Below are 23,825 nucleotides of genomic sequence, written 5' to 3'. Positions count from 1 at the left end.
CTTTTGCCATAATACCCTAAATTTAAGTGACTAAATTGATTTAATAATTTAGTCCAGCTATTTAGGGGGTCAGTACAATACCCGACAATCTCCGAAGCCAGAGTTATCAGCCAATCTGTGCAAAGCAGTCAATGGTTTCCGCGAGTCCCACGATGATTATGATCTGTATGTCGATTTTGCTTTTGCCACAACTCTTGCAGTTCCACTAGATTATAAAAAAGCTGTCAAGATCCCAAAGGACTATTTTTCTCGCATCTACGATGTGGGGCAAGCCTTACGAAAAGCCGCTCCTGAAGAAGAGGAAGAATCTTTTCTTGCCACAGTTGAACATTTGGCGGGCGATCAAGGACCCGACGGCCGTCGCGCCGGTGAGGTTATTCTAAATCTGTATAAGGATGAAGATACCATCCAGGCAAGGGCCTATCTCACCGCCGACCAGTATGTTGAAGCCGACAAAGCGCATATGAGCTTCGGCACCTATATCAAAGTGATCGGAACGCTGCAGCCGGGTTATCAGCCGAGGAACTTAACTATTCGCAAGTTCGAACTCCTTCCGTAACTTGTTGTTAGTTGATTTAAATTCGAAATAGCCATTAGCTTTGGCTCGGAATACGATGATTTTGTTACTAATCTGGGACTAATTTCGCTGAAACGCCCTAAAACTGAGCGGGTTCATTTTCTGCTACGTAATGACGGTTGGCAAGTGCCTGTTGTACTACCGGGAAGTAAAATAAATTTTTGGTAGACCTAATAGCAGCTATTTACCACCCAGTTTCGTAAAGGGCGACCAATCCGGCTCTTTGGGTGTTTCCAGGGTGATGTGCTGCTGATCGAGCGCCTTGACCAGTTTTTCAAAGTCCCTGATCTCCGCGGGTCGCATTTTTTCACCCAGTTTGATGGCGTCTTCCCGGGCCGCGTAATGGTCTGCCATTAGGATATTATACCGGTATAGTTTAATGAAGATCTGGGCAATGAAGAAGGCGACAATCAGCAGCGTGATACGTCCAACGGTGCCCAGGAGGTCTAGTTTGGTCAGCTGTTTATCGTTCTGCTCGTGCTCTTTATTAAAAAAGTACTCCAATCGCTTTACCAAAGTATCTCCACGCACCTCTACGATCGAGTCCAGCTTAGTGCCAGAGCCCTCTGTTACAGTAGCCAGCTCACTACGATAGCCTTGCACCAGTGTAGTCAGGCTGTCCTCGATGGGTTTGGTCAATTTATAATAGGTTTCATTTCGCTGTTTCAGCGCGCCCCAAGTGAAAATGACGAGCGAGCCTATGAGAATAATGATGGCGAGACCTAAAAGAGAGTAGGCCAGCAGCCGGCGCTGGATGATCCGTTGCGCAAAATGACTTTCCATAGCGATTAATATTTAGGGACACAGTTCCCATCGCAGAAGATGGAAAAAAAGGTATAGAGGCGATGATATTTTGTGACAGCATGATAATGTGGAACAAGCTTTTGATCTGCACATGCTTTGGCATGGGCTGCCTTGCATTTGTCGTCCCATTCTTTCATATCTGTCAGAAACGACGTGAAAATGAACATTTCCTCGCTGATCGGCTTGGGATCTTCTACATCGTTTAGGATAACAAACTGGCATTTGCCGCCGTGGAGGTTATCGACTTCCCCGGTCCAGAGGTGCAGCAACGTGTCTGCCAGCACATAATTTTGGGATCGGGTAATTAAAAGACTGGCTGGGCTGGCGCTGTCCGGGATAGGGGCGGTTGCCGGTGCGGCGGCCAAAGATTTTTGTAATGTATCGATGGGAAGGGTTAATAGATAGGTCCCTTCGCCGACGGGCCGTAGCACAGGACGACCGAATATATGATTACTGAAACTCATCACAAAGTCGGTTAGCTGGGTTTTATTGCTTTCTAGGAATTTGACCCGCACGAGCGTCGAATCCAGGTCTTTGCGTAGAAACTGCCACTGGAGATAGCGGCCGTCGGCAGGATTGTATAGGATGCCTTGATAATCCACTGTAGCACTCGACCGGGGATGCTGGTAAAAGCTAGCCAGGTCCAAAGGGTGATCTAAGATAGAACCGCTCCTGGGCAGAGTGGCGGAAGGGGCTCCAAGATAGATATTTCGCTTAGCTGGCGCATGAATGACAATAGATTTGTACGCACAGCCGGAGCATGCCAGTAGCAGGGCGATAGGTAAATAGAGCCGTAAGCGGGTCATGGGGGAGGGGCTTATTGTAGGAGTAAGCTACAAATTGCTGGCTATATCCGCACCCCGTGAAAACACCCTTTTTTCGGTCGTTGGGCAGCAAAGATCCGGTCGTGCTGCTTGTTTTATCCCGGCTGGCACGACGATGACTGGTGAATGATGTATCTTCCAATCGAACTTGACACCGGGATCTCCAAAAAAAGGAGCATGCCCTTACCCTTTAATAATAAACGAAACCTCATGACCGACCAACCCCATCCACCCGAAAGTAGCTTCGCTCAACGACAAGTAGATCATGTCTTTCATTATACCAAGCAAATAAGCGATGTAATCAGTATTATCGAAAAGGGCTTCATGCCCTCCTACTGTGAGGAGCAGATCGGTGAGATGACGTATTATTTTCCGATGGTAAGTTTTTGCAACATCCCGATCAGGGAAGTAGAGCTCTATATGCATTATGGCAAGTTCGGGATTGGCCTCAGCCTGGACTGGGCAATAAGCAATGGAATATCTCCCGTGGCCTATGTCCATGAACGCTCGCCGCTAGCGCAGGTGCATTTTCAGGTGAATTATACCTATTTGAAAAAGGTGTTCGCCGACGGAGTAGACTATTATACAAAAAAAATCGTGGATCCAGATATGCCGGAACCTAGTGGGGAACGAGATATGCAATTCTTAAAAGAAGTCAATGACATAACTGTCCCTGCGCTCCAGTTCATGAAAGGATGGAAAACCATGTATCAAGACAAAGAGATCATCACCTATTTAGAGCGGGAATGGCGCTATGTCCCACCTGTCAAAGAAGGTCGATTGGTGGGTAGTGACGAGCCAGACAAAATTGCGGGCATCAAAGTACGAAAAAAGCCGCATTTCTCCGACTATCCTTTGCCCATCAAGGACTTGAAAGACCTACGCTATATCGTTTTAGAAAATAATGATTATCGTAGAGATGTTTTTGAAGCCCTCTCAGCACGATTTCACGAAGAGGTTGTGATCGAGGCCCTCATCAATGGCGAGCTTTTCTTACTCACCAGCGAGCAGGTGCGAAATGATTTTTGATAAATCGGTCATCCATCCTGCCCTGTCCTGTGTCCGACAATCCATTGCAACTACAATCATTATTTCTCGAGCAGTCTACCCTCGAATGACTTATTGTACCAACTAATATCTACATGTTTTATTTGTCTTTATGCGGGTCACGAGGAATGTTGGTGGATAGTGCGATATTGGGTCGGATGCTAATAATCGGGCTGCCCTATGAATATCCCGATGGTTCTACTTCGACTGTTGACCGGGACTATTTCTCGCAGGTCCGGTCTGGATCGCCGGTAGCAGGTCCGATTGAAATTGATGGTAATGAATTGGGTCTTATCAAGATTTGGCCGAAGCCAATCCGTCAATAAGTGTTGGTAGCCCGCCCACTGGGGCGACTGGCGCAATCATCCGGAGAATTCCATCGCGGCTTTTCCGAGTGCTGTGCAAATGGGGGTGGATATTGTGGAGCTGGACCTGAAGCGGTCCAAAGACTCATTGCTCATCGTCCTGCACGATGGCAAACTGATCCCTACGCTGCGGGAGGTAATGACAGCTTTAAAGGGTAAACCCGGCAAGGTGAATTTGGATCAACACAAGCGAAAGAAGGGTATTGCAATAAGCTCCATTTTTCATACCAGCAGAAACCCCAAGAAAAAGTATACTGGAGGACAATGAAATTGTTGTTACCAATTTGGGACTAAGTTCGCTCAAATCCCCTGAAACCGGGCGTTTTCATTTTCTGTATTGGGAAGTAGGCGGGCATTTTGCCCGCGATGGGTGCACGATATTGATACGTTATGATACAGTATGATACGATAAGATACTGTATCATACATTTATTGAGGCTTATTCCGGATATCGATTTCATCGTGCCAGGTGTATAATCCCCCATCTCCAAAAACTCCTTTTGCTAAGAACCTATCTAGAAACTCGGCTAAGGATTTAGTCAATAGCCGAGAAGCTGTTCCCTGATTTGAAATCCAGTATTCATTGGGATTTGATGGGTTTATCTCGATTTCCCACGTGTCGCAATAGATCAAGTATTCGGCAAAGGTGAAAGAATTGGGCTCATATTCGGCTAGTCGGTCAGTAATTTCTTCCAAAGGTATAATTCTGAAGAGGTCTTCAGCAGATTCAAAGCCGTTGCAGAAAAGATAAAAGGTTTTAATGTCGTCAGGTAGCGGGCAATTTAATTTTTGTTCAAAATTGAGTAGGGTCTGTTCGCTCGCAGGCGGGTACAAGGTTATATCATAAGAAGATAGGTTAGTTGATAACTGTTTAATTATTTCTTTTATAATCATGATTAGTAGTTGTTTATCTGGCTGACAGTTGAAAATTACGAATAAGAGCCAATTCCGCGTAATTTTTGCCACTCCAATGACCCGGCTACCTGGTGGAAGCCTTTTATTTCCACACCGGCCTATCCCGATTTTCCGGCAAACCATGCAACTTTTAGTGGCGCATTTGCTCAGGCTCTCACCACCATTTTCGGCGATCATGTGTCTTTCATAAACAGCACTTATAAAGGCAATATGATTGATTTGGGAAAAGGTCCGGAGGACATGGGTAGCTATTCCTACAAATCTTTTTATGAATTCGCCAGTGCCATTGCGATTTCAAGGGTTTATGGCGGTATTCATACTCGTCATGCGATGGAAGAAGGCACAAAACAGGGAATAAAAACAGCGCAAAACATTGACAGCAAGGTGAAATTTCGGAAAGTATGACAGGAAGCCTGATAGAATACAAGAATGTAAAGGATTATTTACCTTACACAGCCTTCACAGCTTCGAGCAATGTATCAATTTCACTTTCAGTGTTGTAATAATGGGGCGAAACCCTTACTGCCCAATCTATTCCCTTCTCTCCAAAATCAATTATCGCAGCCGATTTAGGTGTTGTATACACATTAATTCCTTTGTCCCTGAAATACTGCTTTGCGGAGTGCTCCGGTAAACCTTTCAGTTGGAAAGTAACAATTGAACATCGATGTTGTCCCCTATCCAGTAATTTAACAGAGGGAATGTCAGCCAGCCCGGTTCTCAATTTGTGAAGAAGCATTTTATTTCTTTGTTCAATATTGTGAATACCCAGGGAAAACAAATAAGCCAGGGATTGACTGCTGCCCATCATTAAAGCGTAAGCCATTTCCCAGTATTCAAACCGCTTTGCACCCATTCGGGTTTTATAATGATTCGTATCAACCCAGTCTGCTCCATGTAAATCTGGAAACAAAGGCTCCAGTCCCTTGTCAAGTACTTTATCTGAAACATATAATAGACCAGCGCCTCTGGGACCGCGCAGGAACTTTCGGAAGGTTCCGCTGATAAAGTCTGCTCCAGTGCTTGCAGCATTTATATCCATTTGACCTAAAGACTGACAAGCATCTAACAGGTAAATGCAATCGTGCTTCTTTACAACGTCGCCTATTCTTTCTACGGGTTGAACAAGCCCCGAACTGGTGGGAACATGCGTTATAGACAAAAGTCTTGGCGAATGTTTTTTTAGTTTACTCTCCAAGTCTTCCAAGTCTATTTCCCCTGTGTCCGTATTTCTAATTAAAATGACCCTTACGCCAAATCGCTTCTGCAGTGATAGGAAGGCAATAATATTAGACGGGTAATCATTTGTTGTCGTTAGTATGATATCATTCTGTTTAAAAGGAATTGAAGAAAGAGCCTTGTTGTAGCTGTCGGTTGCATTGGTTGTAAAAGCTATGTTATGGGATTTACAATGCAGCAGAGAAGAAGCGTAATCGTAAAATTGCTCTATTTCGGCGGATTTTTTATCTGCCGTTTCATACCCTCCATACTTTTCCTCTTCGCTTATATAATTTCGAATCGCATCGGCAACTATCCTAGGCATCAAAGCAGCTCCGGCATTATTTAAATGAGTTATGAAATCACAACCGGGCGTTTCTTTTCGGATCTCTGATATGTTCATTTGATAAATTGTTTTAGTAGCATACAAAATTAGAGGTATTGTCGAAGCGCTAAGATAAAATTCAGTCAAGTCCGGGAATTGAAGTAGATCAACATCAAGCTTGGCCGATTTGACGGGAAACAAACTGTTTAAAATCTTCTATCTCCTGGTCGTTTACAAACGCTTTCTTGTGAAAAAAGTGAGCATCATTTTCTGATATATAGAGAAATAGAAAATGTTTGCTCTCCCGAAGGCGGAGAAATTTGCTCCATGGTCTGGTGAAGTCAATGTTTTTGCCTGACTTCTCCATTCCCCAATGCGTGAACCGATACGTCAAGTCACGGTAATTGCCAGGACGGATGACGGTAAGCAGAATGACCCCTAACGATATGAAAACAAAAAAAAAGAGGAAAATGAATAGAGGGCCGGCTATAGTGTCAAATATCACTATATACCATTTGATTGAACTTTGTGTAGCCAGGGCCAACGCTAATGATTCCCGCAATACGCCAATAATTAAGACAAAGAAAAAGACAACCTTGATTATTTTTGTTCTTGACGCGATATAGTAAGCACCAAGCAAGATCTCGGATAGTTTCAACGTTTGGTGTAAGGTGTAGGTCTCACGCTGTGCCATTTTATCTTAAGGATTAGCTATTAAATATACGATCCATTTGATAAATGAAATGTTATGATAAAGTATAATACGATATGATATGGTTTTCCGGAGGGAATATCGATTAAACCCCTTATTATGAGTAATAACATGGGATCCTGAAAGTCTGTGAATTTTGCCGGAATGAGTTTGTGGCAAAAAGCAAGCCGGAGCGGTTAGTTGCACAATTTAGTAGGTTTTATTAGCTTAGAGCGCAAAACCCAATTACATGGCTGTCTCTATAGAACTTACCGGCTCAGATACGGTTTCTTCCATTAAACTAACAAATGGGGCGCAATCAATAAAAGAGATCTATTTCGCTGACGGAAAGGGTAGCATCTTTTCCTATAAACCAACCAAGGCACTTCTGATTGCCGCAATCATTTTTACTGTCCTTTCAGGGGTGTTTTACTTATTATATTTTTCTTATCAAGTCGCTTGGGCATTTTTTTTCTGTGCGACAGCGGTGGCTGTTGTTTATTGTCTTTATTTGTTTTCAATTAGGGCAAAGCAATATATTCAATGGAAAAATGGAGTCAATTTATACTTAAAAGAGGTGGCCCAATACGAAAAGCAATACCTTAACCTGAAATTACATTCTTTTGAAGTGGTCAATGACGATGAAACAATTATCGAAAAATGGAGTAATATCAGAAGGGTTTCTATATCGCCTATCCGCATTTTGTTGAATAGCGAATCGGGGTCGGAGTACTTGTTCCCTTCCAAATCAATGGAAGCCGCGGAGTATGACGAGCTAAAGAAATTTATTCGACAAAAGATCAATGATCCTGTTAGTGTTAAAGAAGAAATTAAATTACAATAATTATGCGCTTATTGTTATTCAATATGGATTTAGTAGTGATTTTGGAGTCGTATCAATGACAGAACCAAAAAGAAGGGCCTAAAGAGTTTGGACCAGCTAACCGTTGAAGAAAGTCCGGGACTCATTGAATATAACGTCTTTTATGCCGGCTTACGTTGGGAATAGCCAAATCCGTACTTATATTCGGATGATAAATATACCACCGCCATGCTTAGCCCGACCTTCCTTTCAAAAAGCTATTTTGCATTTTGTATCTTCTTAGGATCAATCGTCGTTGCGTCAGCTCAGGGTAATTCCCGTAGTATAGTCGACACCAGCGACAAGCCAATAGTATTCGCACCAGGTGTGGTATCAAGTCCCTTTGAGGAAGTTGCGGCGACATTTACTCCCGATGGCAATACTGTCTATTTTGCGCAGGGCACTATTTCGATGGAGATCTGTTATTCGAAGAGAGTGGGGGGGCAATGGGAAAAACCGCATGTAGCCGCCTTTTCGGGCATTTGGGGCGATTGGGATCCCTTCCTTAGTCCCGATGGCAGGCAGATCTATTTTGTTTCGAACCGTCCACTGGATACCACAGGAGAAAATAAATTAAAGCGATCTACCCATCTGTGGTACGCCGACCGGATCGATAGCAATAACTGGTCTGAGCCGCATTGCTTGAAAGACAGCTTCAATATGGACGGTATCGGGAATTATGCGCCAACGATCAGCCGGAGCAAAGACCTGTGTTTCTATTCTCCAAGAAGGGACAAAAGCGGCAAGGGAAAGAGCTTTTTTGCAAAATGGATGGTGGATCATTACGGCGAGCCGAAGCCGCTGATGCTGAACGGCAACGAAGAGGTTAGCGATCCATACCTTGCGCCCGACGAAAGCTATATCATTTTTGTCAGCGGGAACGATCTTTATATCAGCTATCGACACGGCGATACCTGGGGTGCGGGGGAGAAATTTGGGTCCCAGATAAACGACGGCAGCAGCAACTATGATCCTACGGTTTCACCTGACGGGAAGATGCTGTACTTTACGTCCACGCGGATAAAGGGTTACTACAAGAGGGATCCTAAATCTCTTCCCCTGGACTATGATGCATTGTCGAAAGAAATGAATGGGATCTTTAATGGGAAAGGGAATATTTTTATGATCCCTATTCATCTGCCGGGATGAATTTTATAGGGAAATAATTATCTTCGTCTGGTCGCGTGAACTTTCCTTAAAGATTTCCGGGGCCTGCGTGAACTATTTCAGAAATCTTATCATACATTTTACAGACTCGTCAGTTGTACCATACCATTCGACACAAAACCCTTCCGGATCGAGGTTGGCCTGTTTCAATAACTCCTTAAAGGCTCTGTCAATTGCCATAATATCCTTTCTGAAGTCATGAATTGTTAGACTGTAGTACATGCCTTTTTTAATTATTAGTGTCTCGCAGTTAAGTCTTTCTGCCTCGCCGACTTCCAACTCTTCAGCCGCAGCTCGATAAACTATTTCCCGACCATTTTCCGGGCGCGAAAGGCCAAAAATGTTTCGCTTCTCCGAAAATGAAAATAAACTGTGCAATTTGTCAGTAGCCTCTTTTATTCCTTCTGGGAAGGATCGAGCCGTTATATAAAACACCTTAATATCCTTTTCTAATTCTAGTATCTCCATTTTTCTATATTTTATCACAAAGCTATAGTGATACCAACTCCGCAAATAGTAAAAAAACGACTTTTATTATGGAGCATAAAAAACCTCATTGGCACCGCCGTTAAAATAGCTATGTGGTGTATATCCTGAAAACGCCTTAAAAACTTTAATAAAGTGAGATTGGTCGTAGTATCCAAAATCATAGGCTAATTCTGTCAGATTTTTTTCGCCCTGATTATAGGTAGAAATCAGCGATTTAAACCTTACAATATTCATGAATGACTTGGCTGAAAAGCCTACTTGTTCCTTAAATTTTCTTTCAAACTGGCGCTGGCATAAGCAGACTTGTTGTGAAAGCCATTTTACATTTACCATTCCTTTAAAATCATATATTTTCTGAACAGCAAAAGGTATTTCCGGTCGCTTGACTTTTTTCAATTTGCTTTCCAAAAAGTTATTAGCAATTTGCACACGTTCGGTATTGCTTTTTGCATTGATCATCATTCTAGTGATCGTACTTCCCTGTCTTCCTATCAGATCATGAAAATCTATCAGCTGATTTTTCACTTCTGGAGAGGGGATATCAAATAGAACTGGAATCGCGTAGGGCTCGAGCATGACCCCAAAAATTCCGCATGGTTCAGTATAAGTAAATCGTCTGACTAAATCAGTTTGCCCGTGTAATCCGCCGACGAACGTATTTTCAATTCTATCGTTTTTTACTATTTCCCTGAATGCGCCACCATAATGAAAGATCAGCTCGGGATAAAAATTAGCCAGGGTTCTATGTATAAGAGGTTTGCCTGTTGATGGTTCTCCATCAAGTGTCCAAAAATGGCTCACGATTCCAGAAAGCCTGGATGATGGCTTAAATATTTGATATTTGGGTGATTTTGCCAATTGTTCTTAAAGTTATTAAATACCCCGATGCCATAGCTAAGAAATTGTTATCAATCTGTCACTAAAACAAATACTTAGGGATGAGGAATTATTGGAGTTGTTCAAATTATTTTAAGTTTTTGGGCGGAAAATGTCATCAAAGCGGTTTAAGAGATCATCTGTCGGGATTGTATTGACATTGTGTAATTGTAGGGACTCGGTCACTAATGGAAATTCGTCAATAAAATTTAGATCATCGATTTGGTTGAGTGAAAAGTCCTGCATTATTCTTCCAAAAGGCTCTGGATTAACTCCCCAATATTGTATATATTTTGCCGGCATAATAAAAATCTCTTCAAAGTAATCGTTCGTGTGAAAGGCTATGCCGAATTTTAGAAGGCCGTCTTGCATCAATTCTGTTTCATATGGAGATAGTATATTTAGAATTTCAAATTTGTCTTTATATGAAGTACAGATGGGGCTATCAGTATCCTTATGGCTATAAATGAAGTAAACTTCGTCCGGGAATTGAAGCAGAAATGCCTGGAACAGACGCCATAGCTTTGAATTGTCGATGTTGATTTCACAATAGAATGTAAAAGGTTGTTCATGGGACGCATTCTCTCTCAAGGTGAATCCTTCAACGATGTTAGCTATTTGCCTGCGTTGTATATTATCCAGTATATCTTTGTGCTGCGGTACTTCATCTGGGCGAGGTGTTCTTATTGTTGGGGCTAATTGTAATTCCGACATAGTAGCGTAAGATAGGAAAAGCTAATATATTTGCAAATCAGCAAATGCCGAAGTTTTAAGATTGTTCCTGGCAAAGATCTTTTGCCGAAGATGTAACCGCCGCCTTTTATGCTCATTATACACTCTGTTCAGAAGCTACTTAATACTTCCAGGTTGGAAGCTTCGCTTTATATTACCCAACCTAATCCTGGGCAACATTTGCATAGCTGGTATGCACGGTTGTTGGCTACCAGCTTCCGGGGAAAGATGGTGGTTATGTATGTGCATGAACCATCATTAACGGTAGTGCTTTGTAAGGGAAAAACGATACAGGGCACGTGGAAGCTTTTTATTCATAGGATGCAGCAGCTTTTAGTGAGATTTCAATTCCCGAATGATTTTATCGCAGCTGAATTGGCATTGGCGGACGGCTACACGGTATCCAAGACAAACAGTAAGTCTATGTTATCCTTTATGAATCAACTGATATTTGAGCTTGAGTATGAATGCGGGCGATTTGGGGATTTTGACGACATAGATTGGGATATCCTGGAGAATAGAATGATGGACCGACCGCATCAGACCGGAAAAACCTGGAGAGATTATCTGACGCCGTTGGAGTATTGGCGGCGGGCGATCGGTTCCGATGATACTAAACGGGCTTTCTCCCTTTAACCCGGAACGCGTGGCCATTTACTGTTCCCTTAAGCTCTTTATGGGGTTTGCCATCGCCACCACGAGCACCTGATAGCTCACCGTAACCGCCGCAATCAGGAGGGCCGCAACTCCAGCCAGCAAAAATATCCACCAGCTGATATCGATCCGGAAAGCGAAATGCATCAACCACTGACGCATCATCAGCCAGGCCACAGGAGAGGCAATCAGGACGCCCACCATCACCAGCACCAGGTATTTCCTGGAAACCAGAACGATGATATCCGGAACAGTGGCTCCCAAAACTTTGCGGATACCGATCTCCCGGATCCGTTGCTGCCCCGACAACGCAATCAGGCCGAATAGACCCAGGCAGGAAATGAAGATCGCCAGGCCGGAAAAACAGCCGATGATCTTACCTGTACGGTGGTCATCCGCGTATTGGCTTACAAGGGCCTGGTCCAGGTAGGTATAGGCAAAATCCTTTTGCGGAAAGAAGAGGTTCCAGTTCCTTTCCAGGAAGGCTACGGTCTGCTGGGCCTGGTCCGGCCTGATCCTGATGGAAAAAATATTCATGTGGCTGAAATCTATATCCATTACAACCACGTCCAAAGGCTCGAAGAGTGATTCGGCATGAAAATCTTTCACTACGCCGATGATCGTGCCTGACTTAGTTTCCTTGCCCCCCTTTCCCAGGATGGCAATACGCTTTCCTAGTGCCTGTTCGGGGCTCCCCCAATGGTACCGTTGTACCCCCGTCTCATTAATGATGAAACCATGCTCTTTATCGGAACCATAGGACAGGGAAAAATTGCGCCCGGCAACCACCTTCATGTCGTAGGCCGGGATAAAATTATAATCCACCTTAATGTCCATGGCGAAGATATTATCGCTGGCCGTAAACCCTTCCGGGACGACTTCCCTGCGAAGAGCGCTCTGCCCCGGATTTACATCCGATAAAGCCACGTCCTGTACCCGGGGATTTTTCAAAACGGCTTGCCGGTAGGCCTCGAGCTGCTGATAGAGGGTGTCATTGGGCACGTCGAAGATGGTATTGATGTTCCGTTCTTTGAAAGGAGCAACGAGGACAAAGTCTTTTTTGAAACCGAGATCCATATCCTTCACAAATTCCAATTGGCGGAAAACCACCAGGGTGGAGACGATCAGCGCCACGGAGGCGGTGAACTGGAATACCAGCAGCCCATGGCGTAAAATCCCACCCCTGCTCTTACCGCTGGAAAAATCCCCTTTCAATGTTTCCGTGGGCCGGTATCCGGACAGGAAAAAAGCGGGATACAGCCCCGCCAGGAGACCGGTGAGAAAGAAAATTGCCAGGAAGGCGGACAGGTAAATACCATCGGAAAAGATATCCCTAAGGGTAAATTGCTTCTGCGCCAGCTCATTGAAAGCAGGCAGGGAAAGGATGAGCAGGGCCACTGACAAACAGAAAGCCAACAAGCTCAGCAGCAAGGCTTCTCCCAGGAACTGCCCGATCAGTTGCGACCTCTCCGCACCCAGCACCTTACGCATACCTACTTCCCTGGCTCGTCGCAGCGACCGCGCGGTAGAAAGGTTCACGAAATTGATCCCCGCGATCAGCAAGGTGATCACTGCGATACCCGTAAAGATATAGACGTACAGAATATTACCCACCGGCTCCGGTTCTGCCTGGGAATCAGAATACAGGTGAATCGCCGTGAGCGCCTGGAGCTTGTATTCGATGCCGCCGGAATAGGCTTTCGGCACATATTTCGACAGGAAGGCCGGGAACCGGGCATTCACTCTTGCGGGATCGGCGCCGGGCTTCAGCAAGACATAGGTCATGGAGTGGCTGATGACCCAATTGGACGGCAAATTCTTCCGGCCCTCTTCCGGTAGGGTAGCGAACATGGTTTCATAATTTGTTACCATGTCTATATGGATACTCGAATTATCCGGAAAGTCCGCAACTACCCCGGAAACCAGCAGGGGATCCCTGCCGTCCAGCAGCAAGGTCTTGCCCAGAGCAGATGTATTTCCGAAATATTTGCGGGCGGTCTTTGCTGACAGGATGACGGAAAAGGTTTGGGCCAATGCCTGTTCAGGACTGCCTTCCAGGAAATCAAATGTGAAAATTTTCAGGATGGCCGGATCGGCGAAAAAGAATTGCTGTTCGGCGAATTTCTGCTTACCTAACGCAATCGTGGCCGCCTTCCTGAAGAGCCGGGCGGACTCCCCGATCTCCGGAAAAAAATCTTTGAACAAGGGGGCTGCCGGCGGCGGAAGTATCGGCAAGGGTTTGGTAACACCCGCAAATTTCGGAAGATAGGTCGTCCGATAGATGCGATCCGCATTCTTGTGAAAGCGATCATAGCTTAGTTCATTTCTGACGTAGAGCAGGATCAGGAAGCAACAGGTCATTCCCAGGCCAAGACCGAGAATGCTGATAAAGGAGAAGAGTTTGTTGCGGCGCAGGTTTCGCCAGGCCACCAGCAGATAATTTTTATACATTAGCGCTCCTTTTGATATATAGGACAAAATGTACGGAAATATCCGGGAAGAATACCAGAAGATTGATGACCGGCGGGCGTCGGCGGCATTACATCCAGAAATTCTCTTCTACCAGTTTCCCATTTATCACAGCTCCTGCCACGTTGCCTGAAGAGACCGCAAGCGCTACTGAGCGCATCATGTTACTATTATCGCCACAGGCATATACGCCATCGAGGCTGGTCTCTTGCAAGGGAGTCACCTTGATATATCCAACGTCGGTGCGTTCACAACCCAGCGATGCGGGTATGCCAGAATGCTGCGTAAAGGGCAAAGCAGCATAAAGCACATCAAAAGATCTTGAAATGCCATCAGAGAAAATTACACTAGTAACTGATCCATTTTTGTGTTCGATCTCTGTAACGGCTGTTTCAATTATTGGAATATTGAGGTGCTTTAATTTTATGGTTTGGTCCTCTGTAAAATCCGCCCTGGTATTGGTAAGTAATGTCAGCTTGTCCGTAAGGTTATTGACCATCGATGCTAAATGAACGCCCCTTGCACCATTGGCAAGAATGGCGGTGTTTTTTCCCCTGAATTCGTATCCGTGGCAATAAGGACAATGCACTACGGAAATCCCCCAACATTCGGCAAAACCTTTTATATCGGGCATGGTATCCTTTATACCGGTGGCGAAAATTAATTTCTTCGCATGGAATTCTTTGCCTGACAGGGTAGTGATTGTAAAACCGTCTTCGACTTTTTTGCCGCCGATGGCGGTATCTTTCAAAAATGTGACCGTATCATATCTCAACACTTCCGCTGTTGCTTTCTTTGCAATTTCAGCTGGCTTTTCGCCATCCTGGGTAATAAAATTATGGGAGTGAGGTGTTTGACGAATGCCCTAATGACATTCCAGCTGAAAGCCCTGCGTAACTTCCGCCTATAATGATCACTTCAAAATCCCTGATATCTGTCATGCGATTGATTTTGGGCAAAGATAAGGGTAGATTATTTAATTGCAACATTGTTGCATAAAATGCGAAAGGATTGGGAATTCCTATATTTGAGAAAACAACTGCCCCATGCGCAAACACCTTGTCCCCATTGCTATTGTCGCCCTCCTATCTGTCAGCAGTAACCTGATCTTCACCACTACTGCCGCCGCCCAAGAAAAGCCGGAAAAGGAAGCGACCCTTCGTGCTATCCTCCTCGAACAATTCCGCAACGCCTGGAACAAAGAAGACTGGTATGCTCCCATTTCCATCGCCATCGAAGGCCTCACCGCCAAACAAGCCATGTGGAAACCCGCTGACTCCGTTCACTCCGTCGGCGAACTGACCTATCATATCCTCTTTTGGAGCCGCACTCAGCTGGATCATTTCAAGGGCAACAAATCTGCCGCCTTCAGCGGTAACAACAATGAGACCTTCACCGCCTTTACAGAGGCGTCCTGGGCCTCTACCGTGCAGCAACTGAATCAAGTCATGGCAGACTGGGAAAAAGCAATCGAAACCTGTGACGAGGCCAAACTGAAGAAATGGGCCTCCGGCATCGATCATCTCAACACGCACATCGCCTATCACACGGGACAGATCATCATCATCCGCAAACTCGCGAACAACTGGGACCCGGCAAAAGGTGTAAGATAAATTTATCGGGAAAAAATAGGGAACCTTCTATGAAACATGGATTTTCACGTAAGCGGTTACCGACCGTTTGGATATGGATCGGTGTCGGGGTCATTATTGTCGCGTGTTGGTTCCTGGTCAGGACTTTTGTGGTCGGGTCCTATAGTGTACCCACCATGGCCATGGAGAAAACCATCCAACGCGGGAGCATGGTATTGGTAAACAAGTTAAACTATCTCCCGGTCAAGCGAGGAGATATCCTCGTGTTCCATTTCCCCGAGGGGGACACCGTCATCAACTTGTCCGAGTACCAATCCATGCGACCCTATTATGACGTCATCCGGGAACTGGGGCGTGGAAACGCCGATTCCGGCAGACGAATCGTCCTGTCTAACCCGGATGAATTTCCACTGGCCATTCGCCCGGTGTATAAGCGGGACGTGTACTTAAAACGCTGCATCGCCACTGCTGGAGATACAGTCGAAATGCGGGATGAAGTAGTCTATATCAATGGACGGGCGCAGGCCTGGACGCCGGAGTCGGAAACCTATTTTCATGTCGTCACCAACGGGCAGCCCCTCGACGAAGCGGAGATGAAGGCCCGGTATGGCCTGGACATCACGAACGCTGAAGAAGTTCACCCGGCCGGCAATGCGACGGAATTCGATATGCTCCTGACCTGGAAAGCCCGGGAGAAAATGCTAAAGGATGGTTTAGCCCGAAAGATCAGCCCGGATTTAGACTCCTCTACCGAAGGAGTTTTCCCAAATGATGCAATACATCACTGGACGAGAGACAGCTACGGGCCGCTGTGGATCCCCAAAAAGGGAGTGTCAATACAATTGACGCCACTCAACTATCCGATCTATGAACGCATCATTCGCACCTACGAGGGCAACAAACTGGACACGCGGGACCACAAGATCTATATCAATGATCGCGAAGAAACCAGCTATACTTTCAAAATGAATTATTATTGGATGATTGGTGACAATCTCCATGGGTCCCAGGACTCCCGGTACTGGGGCTTTGTGCCGGAAGATCATGTGATCGGCAAAGTATGGGTGATCCTGTGACGGAATTCCTGCGTATGATAGCAATGCTTTTTAGATCTTAGGCAAACACATAAAATAATATATATTCGCTTCAAACTTTGTTGTTCATGGACTTCGAATTAATTCCTTTTGAAGATATCCGGAATGAGATTACCCTGCAAGCTAGTCCTGAGCTAGCCTTCAAAAATATCCTTCAAGCAGCGAAGAGGAATTATCCTGCACTGGACTGGGAACAATTTTCTGTTAAATACATGGATGCCGATATAAGCGCGGCAACCCGGTGGATAAAGAAGGCCTTGGGGCGTTTGCGGGACGTGAAGGGCATCTATTTGGGGCTGGATACTCTGAATATGGAAGATGGCAAAGGTTCCAATGTTGAAATAGGGATAAATGCCAACTGTGATCCTACCGAGATCTCCGTCGATTGGGCCTTCGACTGTGATACTTACGGAGACAGACACCTCATAAAAGGCCTGTATTCTTTTTTTGCAAATTTTGCCGAGCCCGATGATCAGAATAAAGACCTGGCCGAATACGTCATTTTCCTTGGTTACAGCGGCCTCGTCCTTAGAGAAGCCTTACTTAAGGCCAATATCGAAAGCGACTTTATCTCCTGTTGGGGTTTTCACGATGGAGATTTATTACTGTTGATGAATAAGATTGGGCAAAAGATAACTTTTTTGGCAAATAAGGAATTCTAGTGTCTGGTGTATGCCTTTTCCCGGCGGCGTTTGTATTATCGGAGCGGTCAATTGCTTTATAATGTAAGCAATTCAGCAAATCATCAGCAGCCTACGCTGCCCGGATTTTTCCTTCGGGGCCCGGTGAATACAGGGAGGAACTTTGCTTCCAGGATGGGCAACCGCCAACCTCCATAGGTGACCGAGGCCTGCACTTATCGGACGTGCATGGGGTGCAGCTGCGTAATGCAGATCAAAGCAATGGTCACGTAAGAACGATTCAAAGCCTTCTTCGGGTCCATTATATTCTTTTTTAAGGGCGTCACGCACTGTCGGAATAAGCACTTTCTTTTGGGCCTGGGCATTGGGCAGTATTTCACTCGGATCGCCGTAATAGGTGCATAAAAAGGTGTCGATCGGTATGGGAGCGCGGTCTACATGAAAAGAATACACATCGGTGGGGAAAAACGGGTGGGTATCATCCCGGTCATAATGGGTGATCACATTGAGGACGGGTGATGCGCCATGTGCTTCTAATGCCTTCCAGTCACTTAAAAGAATGTCGCGGGCAAGTTGCCCCTGCTCACTCAGTTGAAGTGCGGCCAGGTCCGCCGGTTCAATGGACGTTATATTTCCGCTCAGCGCTACCTTTTCTACAATTTCACCAAAATCGCCTCTCAGTTCGCGCGTCCAACAAATCGCATTGGTCGCTCCACTAAAAGGCGTGGAAACAAGGTCTTGAAAATTGGTGACACATTGAATGGGAGAATCAGCATGCGGTGAATTTGTCATCATAGCTGCTATAAATATAGGAAGACAAAAAAAAAGGCCCGGATAGAAATCCAGCCCGTTTTTAAATCCAATATCCTATGAAAAACCGAAGAGTGTAATTCAATCGACGTGCCAATGTTTTTGTATTTATTTAATTTGCTAAAGATCAATTAGATACAGTTGTTTTTGGCTGACACAAGCCATGGTTCCCGCGCCTGAATATTCCCATCAGGAGAAAATCGTTCCCAATATTTTCCGCCCGAAACATCCAACGCAGGACTAGCCAAGATATTGATTCCCCACAAGCGTGATCGCCACGAGCAAAATGGCATACCAATAACGTTTCAGGAGGTACATTCCGATGGCGATCAGGAGCATGATAGCGCTGATAACGGCCTGTTGCAGGTACGACTGATTGATGTGTTGAACGATCGTGTCGGGTATCAATGGGCTAATCAGCTCCTGTCTTGTCTGATACACGCGGAGAAGGTCGTTGATAATGGTCAGCGCCAGCAAACCCAGACAGATCATCGCACAGGTTTTGAGCCTGCGGGTCGCTCTTGCTTTCATCGCCGTTTTGTCCATAGATGGAGTTGAGGTGTGCCGAAGATAAGTACCGAGAGGATATGGTCTCTTTCATTTTCCTCCATCGTTTTTATGGGGCCCTCCGGTGCGGTGTCCAGGTGTTCCTTTGGCGCTGGAAGGCTCAGCAGCAATACTTGTTTCAAAACAGTTTTTGCCAACCTTATTTTCATAAACCAGGCCATTTTGCTACATAAATAAAACGCATAGAAAAAGATCCGTGTACTGCTGCTTTGTAAGCGTGTTTTTTTAATAGGCTACCACTTAAAGATAAACACAAAACACCACTTAATGTCGCGGTATTCTTCGCCAAACCGCGAAATACCGCGTTGGCTGCGGTTTTTATTATGGGGATAATTGTTGATATACAACTGATTAAATAAATGGCATTTGCTTTGGCTTATGGTGGCGTATAAAGCAAAGCATGGCCGCCTATCGTCAAAAATAAAATGTGGGCAGGAATCCCGTGCTTTCAGAGAGGGCGCTTTCATGACTTTTAAACCATTCAACATCATCAATAAAATACAGTTTATGTATACACGTAAGACTATAACAGGAATAATATGTATGTTAATGCTTTATTGTGCTACTGCAAGTGCACAGCAGAACGATAGCGGGCAGCTTCGTATGACACCACAGGAAATCTTACATACAAAAGCAAGCGGACCGTCGGCTCCGGGCTCATCCAACCTGGGGGCTGTCCGGGTAGTTGTTATCCATGGCGACCCTTCAAAAGCTGGTTTGTATACCATCCTGCTTAAAGTGGCAGCCCACACAAAAATCCCTGCACATTTGCATCCTGATGACAGGGTAGGGACTGTCGTTTCGGGAACCTGGTACTTTGGTTATGGCGATAAGTTTGATGAAGGCAAATTAAAAAAACTGCCTGTTGGCAGCATTTACTCTGAAGTACGGGACCAAAACCATTTTGCTATGACAAAGGATGAACCCATCATCGTTGAGATTACAGGCTATGGGCCTTCCGGCGTAACTTATGTGAACCCGAACGATGACCCGGGAAATAAAAAGTAAGTACCGGGCTCAAACAAACCGGCAGTGTTTCATTGGGTCTATATCCTGGACGGTGAAGGCTTACTACCGCACCTTCAGAATAAATCCCACCCCGTACACATTGTCAATGCTGACATTCATGGAAGGAGAAAGGTATTTTCGCAGCCTTGAAATGAACACGTCTACGCTTCTTCCGCCGAATGCCTCATATTCCCCCCATACTTTAGATAGAAGCTCTTCCCTCTTTATGATCCTGTTCTCGCTGCCCAGGAGTATCTCCAGCAGGCTTGCTTCACGGGACGTCAGCTCGATGGGGGCATTGTTCCCTACGAGGAGCGTTAATGTGTCTTTAAAAAACCGGACATCACCCAGCTCCAGGCGCGAGGTGGCTGCAGGCGCCGGCTGGCCTGTCCTGTTCCTCCTGATAATATTTTGTATGCGCAGCACCAGTTCGTCGATGTCGAAAGGCTTTACGATATAGTCGTCCGCGCCAAGTTTCAATCCATGCAGCCTGTCGACTTTCTCGTTTCGTGCGGTGACGAACAGGAAAGGCGTATGCACACCCAAGGCCAGTATTTTCGCCGTAAATTCGAAGCCGTTGATCTCCGGCATGCTGACATCTATCAGCAGTACGTCGAACACTGCCTTTTCCACTATGAGCTGTACGAGGGCCGATTTTGCATCCAGGCACCAAACAACGGAAAAATTGTGCGCTTCCAGGTACCGGCTGATCAGCCCGCCTAAATCCTGTTCGTCTTCCATCAGCAAGATCTTATACTGCATATACTTCCAATTATATATTCAAAGGGATGATCAATGAAAAAACGCTGCCCACGCCGGGACGGCTGTCTACCTCTATTTTCCACCGATGTGCCTGCACGGCCATCTTTACATAATATAAGCCCAACCCAAGCCCTTTGCTTTCTTTTTTCACCTGGTCAGGCGCCCGGTAGAACTTCTCGAAAATATACTTTCTTGTGCTTTCGTCCATACCGCAGCCATTATCGCGCATCTCGACCAGGAGATGCTTCCGGAAATTACTGGTGGATATCTCTATGCCCTTTACCTCCTTATCATTGTATTTCACCGCGTTGTCGAGAATATTGATCACAATGGTCGAGAACCAGAAAGGGTCGGCCATGACCGTATCCGACTGAGCATGTTTGCCCAGAGAGATATCAAAATGGGAGGGGTCCTGTTTCACACGGTAGTCCTGGATGATGTCCTCCAGCATACCATGAACGGACACCAGCTTGCTGTCCGGGATGATCTTGTTCATGGTCGTTATGTCCAGGACATGCTGAATCATGGATTTTAGCCGGTGGCTCTGCCGCTCGATGACATTGGCCAGCGGGTCGATATGATCCACATGGGTAGTGAGCTTTTTATTCTGCAGCGTTCTATTCGCAATAATAATGGTCGCCAGCGGCGTGTGAAATTCGTGGGTGATGCTGTTGATAAAATCCGACTTCATTTCGGACAGCTGTTTCTGAACCCCCCAATTGCGGAAGGCGAGGTACGAAATGACCATGACGGATAGGATGGAGAACACGGACAGCAGGAAGGCAGGCATCATGAGCCGGATAATGGCCCATCGGCGCTCGCCCGTATCTGCAAACAAGGCGAACCGCAGGCGGTAGCTGTGATCATTACCCGAAGCAACGGTGATCTCGACAACCGAGTTGGTAGGCGCGGGTTCTCTCAATGTTCCACCTATCAGCGCACCCGCAGAAGTCTGTACCGCCTCATCCATGAAAATGTTCTTTTCACCACGCGTATACAAAGGATAATACCTGGCAGGAGAAAAGCATATTTCCAACATGGAAAGATATAGCCCATACTGCAGGCTTCCGATGTGGGGATTGCTTTTTAAGACGGGAGCCAGCACACTGTCCATATTGTTCTTCTCACGCAGCGCCCTGACTACGCTGTCTCCCAGCTGCTGCCGCACGGTCCTGAAGGCGGCGGTATCCCTTATTAAGATCTTTTCGAGGGTATCCATGCGTCCCAATATATAGCTGTCCAGGATCGCAGCGCCGCCCGGATAGACCTTGTCATCCTTGATGCTGTTGCCATATGCCTTTTCGATGCTGGCCGCGCAGGTGAGATGGTACTGGGCATTCTTCAACTTATAGGTGTTATACAGCAGAAAGAACTGTACCCCACAGAGAATGATAAAGCTGACAACCGCGACCACCGTCAATGTAAAAATCTTCCGCCTGAACATGAGCCCCGCAACTTTTAATTTTTGTTTACAATGTTTTAGAAGTGTGTTGACAACTTCCTGTTGAAGGTAATTTTAATTTCATTTTCAAATTGTAAAATACCCATGATAAATTTTCTAAGCCGTTGTATTTCAGCGGTAGGACTTCTATTTTCCGTACTTTCCACCTGTGAAGCGCAACCCCTTAACCCTCCTGATCGGCGCACCATTTCGGCCGTAGAGCCCCCTGCCCCCAACAAAATGGACTGGTGGCGCAAAGCGAGGTTTGGCATGTTCATACATTGGGGCGTCTATTCCGTCCCCGCAGGCATCTACCACGGTAAGGCTTATGATGGCCTGGGAGAGTGGCTGATGCAGGACGCCCATATTCCCCGTGCGGAATATGCCGCCTTTGCCAGACAATTCAACCCCAAGCATTACGATCCTGAAAAATGGGTATTGCTGGCCAAACAGGCAGGCATGAAATACATTGTCATTACGGCCAAGCATCACGACGGCTTTGCCCTATTCCCCTCCAAAGCCAGCAGCTGGAACATTGCGGATGCAACCCCTTATCGCAAAGACCTGCTGATGCCGCTGGTCCTGGCCTGTCGTAAACACGATATGAAAATAGGCTTCTATTATTCCCAGGCCAACGACTGGTATAATCCTGGCGGAGCGGCCGCCAATGGCCATTGGGACAGCGCACAAACCACACGCACCATGGATGAATACCTCGATAAGGTAGCCGTTCCGCAGGTGAAAGAAATATTGACCCGTTATGGGGATGTGGCGGAACTCTGGTGGGACGTTCCCTCTGACATGACACAAGAGCGGGCAGCCAAATTCAATGCAGCCCTCGCCTTGCAGCCCGGCATCGTCACCAACGACCGGTTGGGAGGCAATATTCCCGGCGATATTACCACTCCTGAACAGTACGTACCCGGTACGGGCGTTCCCGGCAGGGATTGGGAAACCTGTATGACCATCAACGATACATGGGGGTATAAGGTCAATGACAATAACTGGAAAAGCACTTACGACATCGTAAAGAACCTCATCGACATCGCCAGCAAAGGCGGCAATTACCTGCTGAATGTAGGTCCTGATGCGGAAGGCCGCTTCCCCGAAGCGATCGTTGCCCGACTGCAGGGCGTAGGCCGATGGATGGAAAAATATGGCGAATCCATCTATGGCACGACGGCAAGCCCATTTACCTGGCTCCCCTGGGGACGCTGCACCCGGCGGGTGGACGATGCCGGGACCACGCTGTATTTTCATGTCCTCCACTGGCCGAAGGACGGCCGTCTTTTGGTCCCGGGGTTTGCCGGCAAGGTGATTTCCGCGGAGGTGATGCAGCGTCATGACAAGGTGACCACCCTACCTGGCGATGAAGGGCTACTGCTCGATGTCTCGCAGGCATCCCCTGACAGCCTGATCACGGTGATCAAACTGCGCATCGACGGAAAAGTGATGACGCCGGACTACGTCGTTTCACCGGACCCTTCCGACTCCTATAACCTCCTCCCACAGCAAGCTGTAATCGACAATCACGGCGCCAACGGATATGCTAGGATGGAAGGCGGCGAGGACAACCATAATATTGGCTATTGGACGGACACCGCCAGCAACGTAGCCTGGAAGATAAAAGTGCCGCGGGGGGGTACCTACATCATTTGGGGTACCCTGTCGACATCATCGGACGCCAGTGCGTTTGCCATAGAGATAGGTAATGAGACGCTGAAATGCCGGCTCCCGGACACGGGAGGGTATGAGGATTATACAAAAATGAATATGGGGCGGATCACAATACCCGGACCAGGGATCTATACTGTCCGCATGACCCCGCAACCGGATGGCTGGCAGCCCGTGAATGTCCGGAGCATACAGCTGAAAAAGACCAACTGACCCTATTG

General features: G+C 46.3%; 26 protein-coding genes and 1 pseudogene. 12 read left to right on the top strand and 15 right to left on the bottom strand.

Annotation, left to right across the window (positions count from 1 at the left end; translation table 11 throughout):
• Positions 1-331: 331 nt before the first annotated feature.
• Complete coding sequence (locus Q4E93_RS34165; RefSeq protein WP_303592589.1) at positions 332-559, top strand: hypothetical protein; 228 nt, start codon at positions 332-334, stop codon at positions 557-559.
• Between the two features lie 198 nt (positions 560-757).
• Here Q4E93_RS34165 and Q4E93_RS34160 read toward each other — a convergent pair whose 3' ends face one another.
• Together Q4E93_RS34160 and Q4E93_RS34155 are read right to left on the bottom strand one after the other, a co-directional pair.
• A complete protein-coding gene (locus Q4E93_RS34160; RefSeq protein WP_303592587.1) occupies positions 758-1,360 on the bottom strand; it encodes a hypothetical protein in 603 nt (200 codons plus the stop codon).
• Positions 1,361-1,365: 5 nt separating this feature from the next.
• The gene (locus tag Q4E93_RS34155) at positions 1,366-2,187 is read right to left on the bottom strand and encodes a hypothetical protein (RefSeq protein ID WP_303592586.1); all 822 of its coding nucleotides are present in this window, start codon (positions 2,185-2,187) and stop codon (positions 1,366-1,368) included.
• Positions 2,188-2,415: 228 nt separating this feature from the next.
• Between Q4E93_RS34155 and Q4E93_RS34150 the strand changes: the two genes are divergently transcribed.
• Together Q4E93_RS34150 and Q4E93_RS34525 are read left to right on the top strand one after the other, a co-directional pair.
• On the top strand, positions 2,416-3,234 hold the full coding sequence (locus Q4E93_RS34150) for an abortive infection system antitoxin AbiGi family protein (RefSeq protein ID WP_303592585.1): 819 nt from the start codon (positions 2,416-2,418) through the stop codon (positions 3,232-3,234).
• A 372-nt stretch (positions 3,235-3,606) separates the two neighbouring features.
• A pseudogene (locus Q4E93_RS34525) lies at positions 3,607-3,885 on the top strand (glycerophosphodiester phosphodiesterase family protein); the annotation flags it as partial.
• A 161-nt stretch (positions 3,886-4,046) separates the two neighbouring features.
• On the opposite strand, the gene Q4E93_RS34145 reads toward Q4E93_RS34525, so the two are convergent.
• Positions 4,047-4,709: an SMI1/KNR4 family protein gene (locus Q4E93_RS34145; RefSeq protein WP_303592583.1), complete on the bottom strand. Its 663-nt coding sequence runs from the start codon at positions 4,707-4,709 to the stop codon at positions 4,047-4,049.
• Here Q4E93_RS34145 and Q4E93_RS34580 point away from each other — a divergent pair.
• On the top strand, positions 4,617-4,937 hold the full coding sequence (locus Q4E93_RS34580) for a phosphatase PAP2 family protein (RefSeq protein ID WP_303592590.1): 321 nt from the start codon (positions 4,617-4,619) through the stop codon (positions 4,935-4,937). The two genes, Q4E93_RS34145 and Q4E93_RS34580, sit on opposite strands and share 93 nt — an antisense overlap.
• A gap of 43 nt (positions 4,938-4,980) precedes the next feature.
• Here Q4E93_RS34580 and Q4E93_RS34135 read toward each other — a convergent pair whose 3' ends face one another.
• Both Q4E93_RS34135 and Q4E93_RS34130 read right to left on the bottom strand, forming a co-directional pair.
• Positions 4,981-6,153, bottom strand: a complete 1,173-nt coding sequence (locus Q4E93_RS34135; RefSeq protein WP_303592581.1) for an aminotransferase class V-fold PLP-dependent enzyme — start codon at positions 6,151-6,153, stop codon at positions 4,981-4,983.
• A gap of 94 nt (positions 6,154-6,247) precedes the next feature.
• Positions 6,248-6,769 (bottom strand): YcxB family protein, encoded by a 522-nt coding sequence (locus Q4E93_RS34130; protein ID WP_303592579.1) that lies wholly within the window; start codon positions 6,767-6,769, stop codon positions 6,248-6,250.
• 247 nt (positions 6,770-7,016) lie between these two features.
• Here Q4E93_RS34130 and Q4E93_RS34125 point away from each other — a divergent pair, with 247 nt between their 5' ends.
• Together Q4E93_RS34125 and Q4E93_RS34120 are read left to right on the top strand one after the other, a co-directional pair.
• Positions 7,017-7,610, top strand: coding sequence for a hypothetical protein (locus Q4E93_RS34125; RefSeq protein ID WP_303592578.1), 594 nt, complete (start codon positions 7,017-7,019; stop codon positions 7,608-7,610).
• 207 nt (positions 7,611-7,817) lie between these two features.
• On the top strand, positions 7,818-8,777 hold the full coding sequence (locus tag Q4E93_RS34120; RefSeq protein ID WP_303592577.1) for a TolB family protein: 960 nt from the start codon (positions 7,818-7,820) through the stop codon (positions 8,775-8,777).
• Positions 8,778-8,849: 72 nt separating this feature from the next.
• Here Q4E93_RS34120 and Q4E93_RS34115 read toward each other — a convergent pair whose 3' ends face one another.
• The 3 genes from Q4E93_RS34115 to Q4E93_RS34105 all read right to left on the bottom strand — a co-directional run bounded on the left by Q4E93_RS34115 (position 8,850) and on the right by Q4E93_RS34105 (position 10,874).
• Entirely contained in the window at positions 8,850-9,263 is a 414-nt protein-coding gene (locus Q4E93_RS34115) for a hypothetical protein (protein WP_303592575.1), read from the bottom strand.
• A gap of 66 nt (positions 9,264-9,329) precedes the next feature.
• The gene (locus Q4E93_RS34110) at positions 9,330-10,142 is read right to left on the bottom strand and encodes a helix-turn-helix domain-containing protein (protein ID WP_303592573.1); all 813 of its coding nucleotides are present in this window, start codon (positions 10,140-10,142) and stop codon (positions 9,330-9,332) included.
• A gap of 111 nt (positions 10,143-10,253) precedes the next feature.
• Positions 10,254-10,874 (bottom strand): hypothetical protein, encoded by a 621-nt coding sequence (locus Q4E93_RS34105; protein ID WP_303592571.1) that lies wholly within the window; start codon positions 10,872-10,874, stop codon positions 10,254-10,256.
• Between the two features lie 108 nt (positions 10,875-10,982).
• Here Q4E93_RS34105 and Q4E93_RS34100 point away from each other — a divergent pair, with 108 nt between their 5' ends.
• Positions 10,983-11,528 (top strand): DUF6933 domain-containing protein, encoded by a 546-nt coding sequence (locus Q4E93_RS34100; RefSeq protein ID WP_411162140.1) that lies wholly within the window; start codon positions 10,983-10,985, stop codon positions 11,526-11,528.
• Positions 11,529-11,546: 18 nt separating this feature from the next.
• Here Q4E93_RS34100 and Q4E93_RS34095 read toward each other — a convergent pair whose 3' ends face one another.
• Both Q4E93_RS34095 and Q4E93_RS34090 read right to left on the bottom strand, forming a co-directional pair.
• Positions 11,547-13,997 (bottom strand): ABC transporter permease, encoded by a 2,451-nt coding sequence (locus Q4E93_RS34095; protein WP_303592567.1) that lies wholly within the window; start codon positions 13,995-13,997, stop codon positions 11,547-11,549.
• 88 nt (positions 13,998-14,085) lie between these two features.
• A complete protein-coding gene (locus Q4E93_RS34090) occupies positions 14,086-14,766 on the bottom strand; it encodes an NAD(P)/FAD-dependent oxidoreductase (protein ID WP_303592565.1) in 681 nt (226 codons plus the stop codon).
• Between the two features lie 295 nt (positions 14,767-15,061).
• Here Q4E93_RS34090 and Q4E93_RS34085 point away from each other — a divergent pair, with 295 nt between their 5' ends.
• The 3 genes from Q4E93_RS34085 (at position 15,062) to Q4E93_RS34075 (ending at position 17,363) form a co-directional block, all read left to right on the top strand.
• Positions 15,062-15,628 (top strand): DinB family protein, encoded by a 567-nt coding sequence (locus Q4E93_RS34085; protein ID WP_303592563.1) that lies wholly within the window; start codon positions 15,062-15,064, stop codon positions 15,626-15,628.
• Positions 15,629-15,657: 29 nt separating this feature from the next.
• Entirely contained in the window at positions 15,658-16,683 is a 1,026-nt protein-coding gene (locus tag Q4E93_RS34080; protein WP_303592561.1) for a S26 family signal peptidase, read from the top strand.
• An 86-nt stretch (positions 16,684-16,769) separates the two neighbouring features.
• Positions 16,770-17,363 (top strand): hypothetical protein, encoded by a 594-nt coding sequence (locus Q4E93_RS34075; protein ID WP_303592559.1) that lies wholly within the window; start codon positions 16,770-16,772, stop codon positions 17,361-17,363.
• 72 nt (positions 17,364-17,435) lie between these two features.
• Here Q4E93_RS34075 and Q4E93_RS34070 read toward each other — a convergent pair whose 3' ends face one another.
• From Q4E93_RS34070 to Q4E93_RS34060, 3 genes are all read right to left on the bottom strand, one after another.
• Entirely contained in the window at positions 17,436-18,137 is a 702-nt protein-coding gene (locus Q4E93_RS34070) for a DUF1826 domain-containing protein (RefSeq protein ID WP_303592557.1), read from the bottom strand.
• 255 nt (positions 18,138-18,392) lie between these two features.
• Positions 18,393-18,683, bottom strand: a complete 291-nt coding sequence (locus Q4E93_RS34065) for a hypothetical protein (protein ID WP_303592555.1) — start codon at positions 18,681-18,683, stop codon at positions 18,393-18,395.
• Complete coding sequence (locus Q4E93_RS34060; protein WP_303592554.1) at positions 18,680-18,868, bottom strand: hypothetical protein; 189 nt, start codon at positions 18,866-18,868, stop codon at positions 18,680-18,682. Before Q4E93_RS34060 ends, Q4E93_RS34065 begins: the two co-directional genes overlap by 4 nt.
• 358 nt (positions 18,869-19,226) lie before the next feature.
• On the opposite strand from Q4E93_RS34060, the gene Q4E93_RS34055 reads away from it, so the two are divergent.
• Complete coding sequence (locus Q4E93_RS34055; protein WP_303592552.1) at positions 19,227-19,727, top strand: cupin domain-containing protein; 501 nt, start codon at positions 19,227-19,229, stop codon at positions 19,725-19,727.
• A gap of 63 nt (positions 19,728-19,790) precedes the next feature.
• Here the strand turns inward: Q4E93_RS34055 and Q4E93_RS34050 are convergent, their stop codons facing one another.
• Positions 19,791-20,489 (bottom strand): response regulator transcription factor, encoded by a 699-nt coding sequence (locus Q4E93_RS34050; RefSeq protein ID WP_303592550.1) that lies wholly within the window; start codon positions 20,487-20,489, stop codon positions 19,791-19,793.
• Between the two features lie 10 nt (positions 20,490-20,499).
• Positions 20,500-21,933 (bottom strand): sensor histidine kinase, encoded by a 1,434-nt coding sequence (locus tag Q4E93_RS34045; RefSeq protein WP_303592549.1) that lies wholly within the window; start codon positions 21,931-21,933, stop codon positions 20,500-20,502.
• 102 nt (positions 21,934-22,035) lie between these two features.
• On the opposite strand from Q4E93_RS34045, the gene Q4E93_RS34040 reads away from it, so the two are divergent.
• Positions 22,036-23,817, top strand: coding sequence for an alpha-L-fucosidase (locus tag Q4E93_RS34040; RefSeq protein ID WP_303592545.1), 1,782 nt, complete (start codon positions 22,036-22,038; stop codon positions 23,815-23,817).
• The last annotated feature ends 8 nt before the right edge of the window (positions 23,818-23,825 follow it).

The sequence above is a fragment of the Flavitalea plasmicola genome, assembly GCF_030546645.1.
In the GTDB taxonomy this organism is placed as follows: Bacteria; Bacteroidota; Bacteroidia; order Chitinophagales; family Chitinophagaceae; genus Puia.
This window is presented reverse-complemented; position numbering and strand designations above follow the sequence as displayed.

Bases quoted from the DNA above. Each gene is read 5' to 3' on its own strand.
- Q4E93_RS34160 (WP_303592587.1), bottom strand. From the start codon at position 1,360: ATGGAAAGTCATTTTGCGCAACGGATCATCCAGCGCCGGCTGCTGGCC.
- Q4E93_RS34155 (WP_303592586.1), bottom strand. From the start codon at position 2,187: ATGACCCGCTTACGGCTCTATTTACCTATCGCCCTGCTACTGGCATGC.
- Q4E93_RS34150 (WP_303592585.1), top strand. From the start codon at position 2,416: ATGACCGACCAACCCCATCCACCCGAAAGTAGCTTCGCTCAACGACAA.
- Q4E93_RS34145 (WP_303592583.1), bottom strand. From the start codon at position 4,709: ATGATCGCCGAAAATGGTGGTGAGAGCCTGAGCAAATGCGCCACTAAA.
- Q4E93_RS34135 (WP_303592581.1), bottom strand. From the start codon at position 6,153: ATGAACATATCAGAGATCCGAAAAGAAACGCCCGGTTGTGATTTCATA.
- Q4E93_RS34130 (WP_303592579.1), bottom strand. From the start codon at position 6,769: ATGGCACAGCGTGAGACCTACACCTTACACCAAACGTTGAAACTATCC.
- Q4E93_RS34125 (WP_303592578.1), top strand. From the start codon at position 7,017: ATGGCTGTCTCTATAGAACTTACCGGCTCAGATACGGTTTCTTCCATT.
- Q4E93_RS34120 (WP_303592577.1), top strand. From the start codon at position 7,818: ATGCTTAGCCCGACCTTCCTTTCAAAAAGCTATTTTGCATTTTGTATC.
- Q4E93_RS34115 (WP_303592575.1), bottom strand. From the start codon at position 9,263: ATGGAGATACTAGAATTAGAAAAGGATATTAAGGTGTTTTATATAACG.
- Q4E93_RS34105 (WP_303592571.1), bottom strand. From the start codon at position 10,874: ATGTCGGAATTACAATTAGCCCCAACAATAAGAACACCTCGCCCAGAT.
- Q4E93_RS34100 (WP_411162140.1), top strand. From the start codon at position 10,983: ATGCTCATTATACACTCTGTTCAGAAGCTACTTAATACTTCCAGGTTG.
- Q4E93_RS34095 (WP_303592567.1), bottom strand. From the start codon at position 13,997: ATGTATAAAAATTATCTGCTGGTGGCCTGGCGAAACCTGCGCCGCAAC.
- Q4E93_RS34085 (WP_303592563.1), top strand. From the start codon at position 15,062: ATGCGCAAACACCTTGTCCCCATTGCTATTGTCGCCCTCCTATCTGTC.
- Q4E93_RS34080 (WP_303592561.1), top strand. From the start codon at position 15,658: ATGAAACATGGATTTTCACGTAAGCGGTTACCGACCGTTTGGATATGG.
- Q4E93_RS34075 (WP_303592559.1), top strand. From the start codon at position 16,770: ATGGACTTCGAATTAATTCCTTTTGAAGATATCCGGAATGAGATTACC.
- Q4E93_RS34070 (WP_303592557.1), bottom strand. From the start codon at position 18,137: ATGATGACAAATTCACCGCATGCTGATTCTCCCATTCAATGTGTCACC.
- Q4E93_RS34065 (WP_303592555.1), bottom strand. From the start codon at position 18,683: ATGAAAGCAAGAGCGACCCGCAGGCTCAAAACCTGTGCGATGATCTGT.
- Q4E93_RS34060 (WP_303592554.1), bottom strand. From the start codon at position 18,868: ATGAAAATAAGGTTGGCAAAAACTGTTTTGAAACAAGTATTGCTGCTG.
- Q4E93_RS34055 (WP_303592552.1), top strand. From the start codon at position 19,227: ATGTATACACGTAAGACTATAACAGGAATAATATGTATGTTAATGCTT.
- Q4E93_RS34050 (WP_303592550.1), bottom strand. From the start codon at position 20,489: ATGCAGTATAAGATCTTGCTGATGGAAGACGAACAGGATTTAGGCGGG.
- Q4E93_RS34045 (WP_303592549.1), bottom strand. From the start codon at position 21,933: ATGTTCAGGCGGAAGATTTTTACATTGACGGTGGTCGCGGTTGTCAGC.
- Q4E93_RS34040 (WP_303592545.1), top strand. From the start codon at position 22,036: ATGATAAATTTTCTAAGCCGTTGTATTTCAGCGGTAGGACTTCTATTT.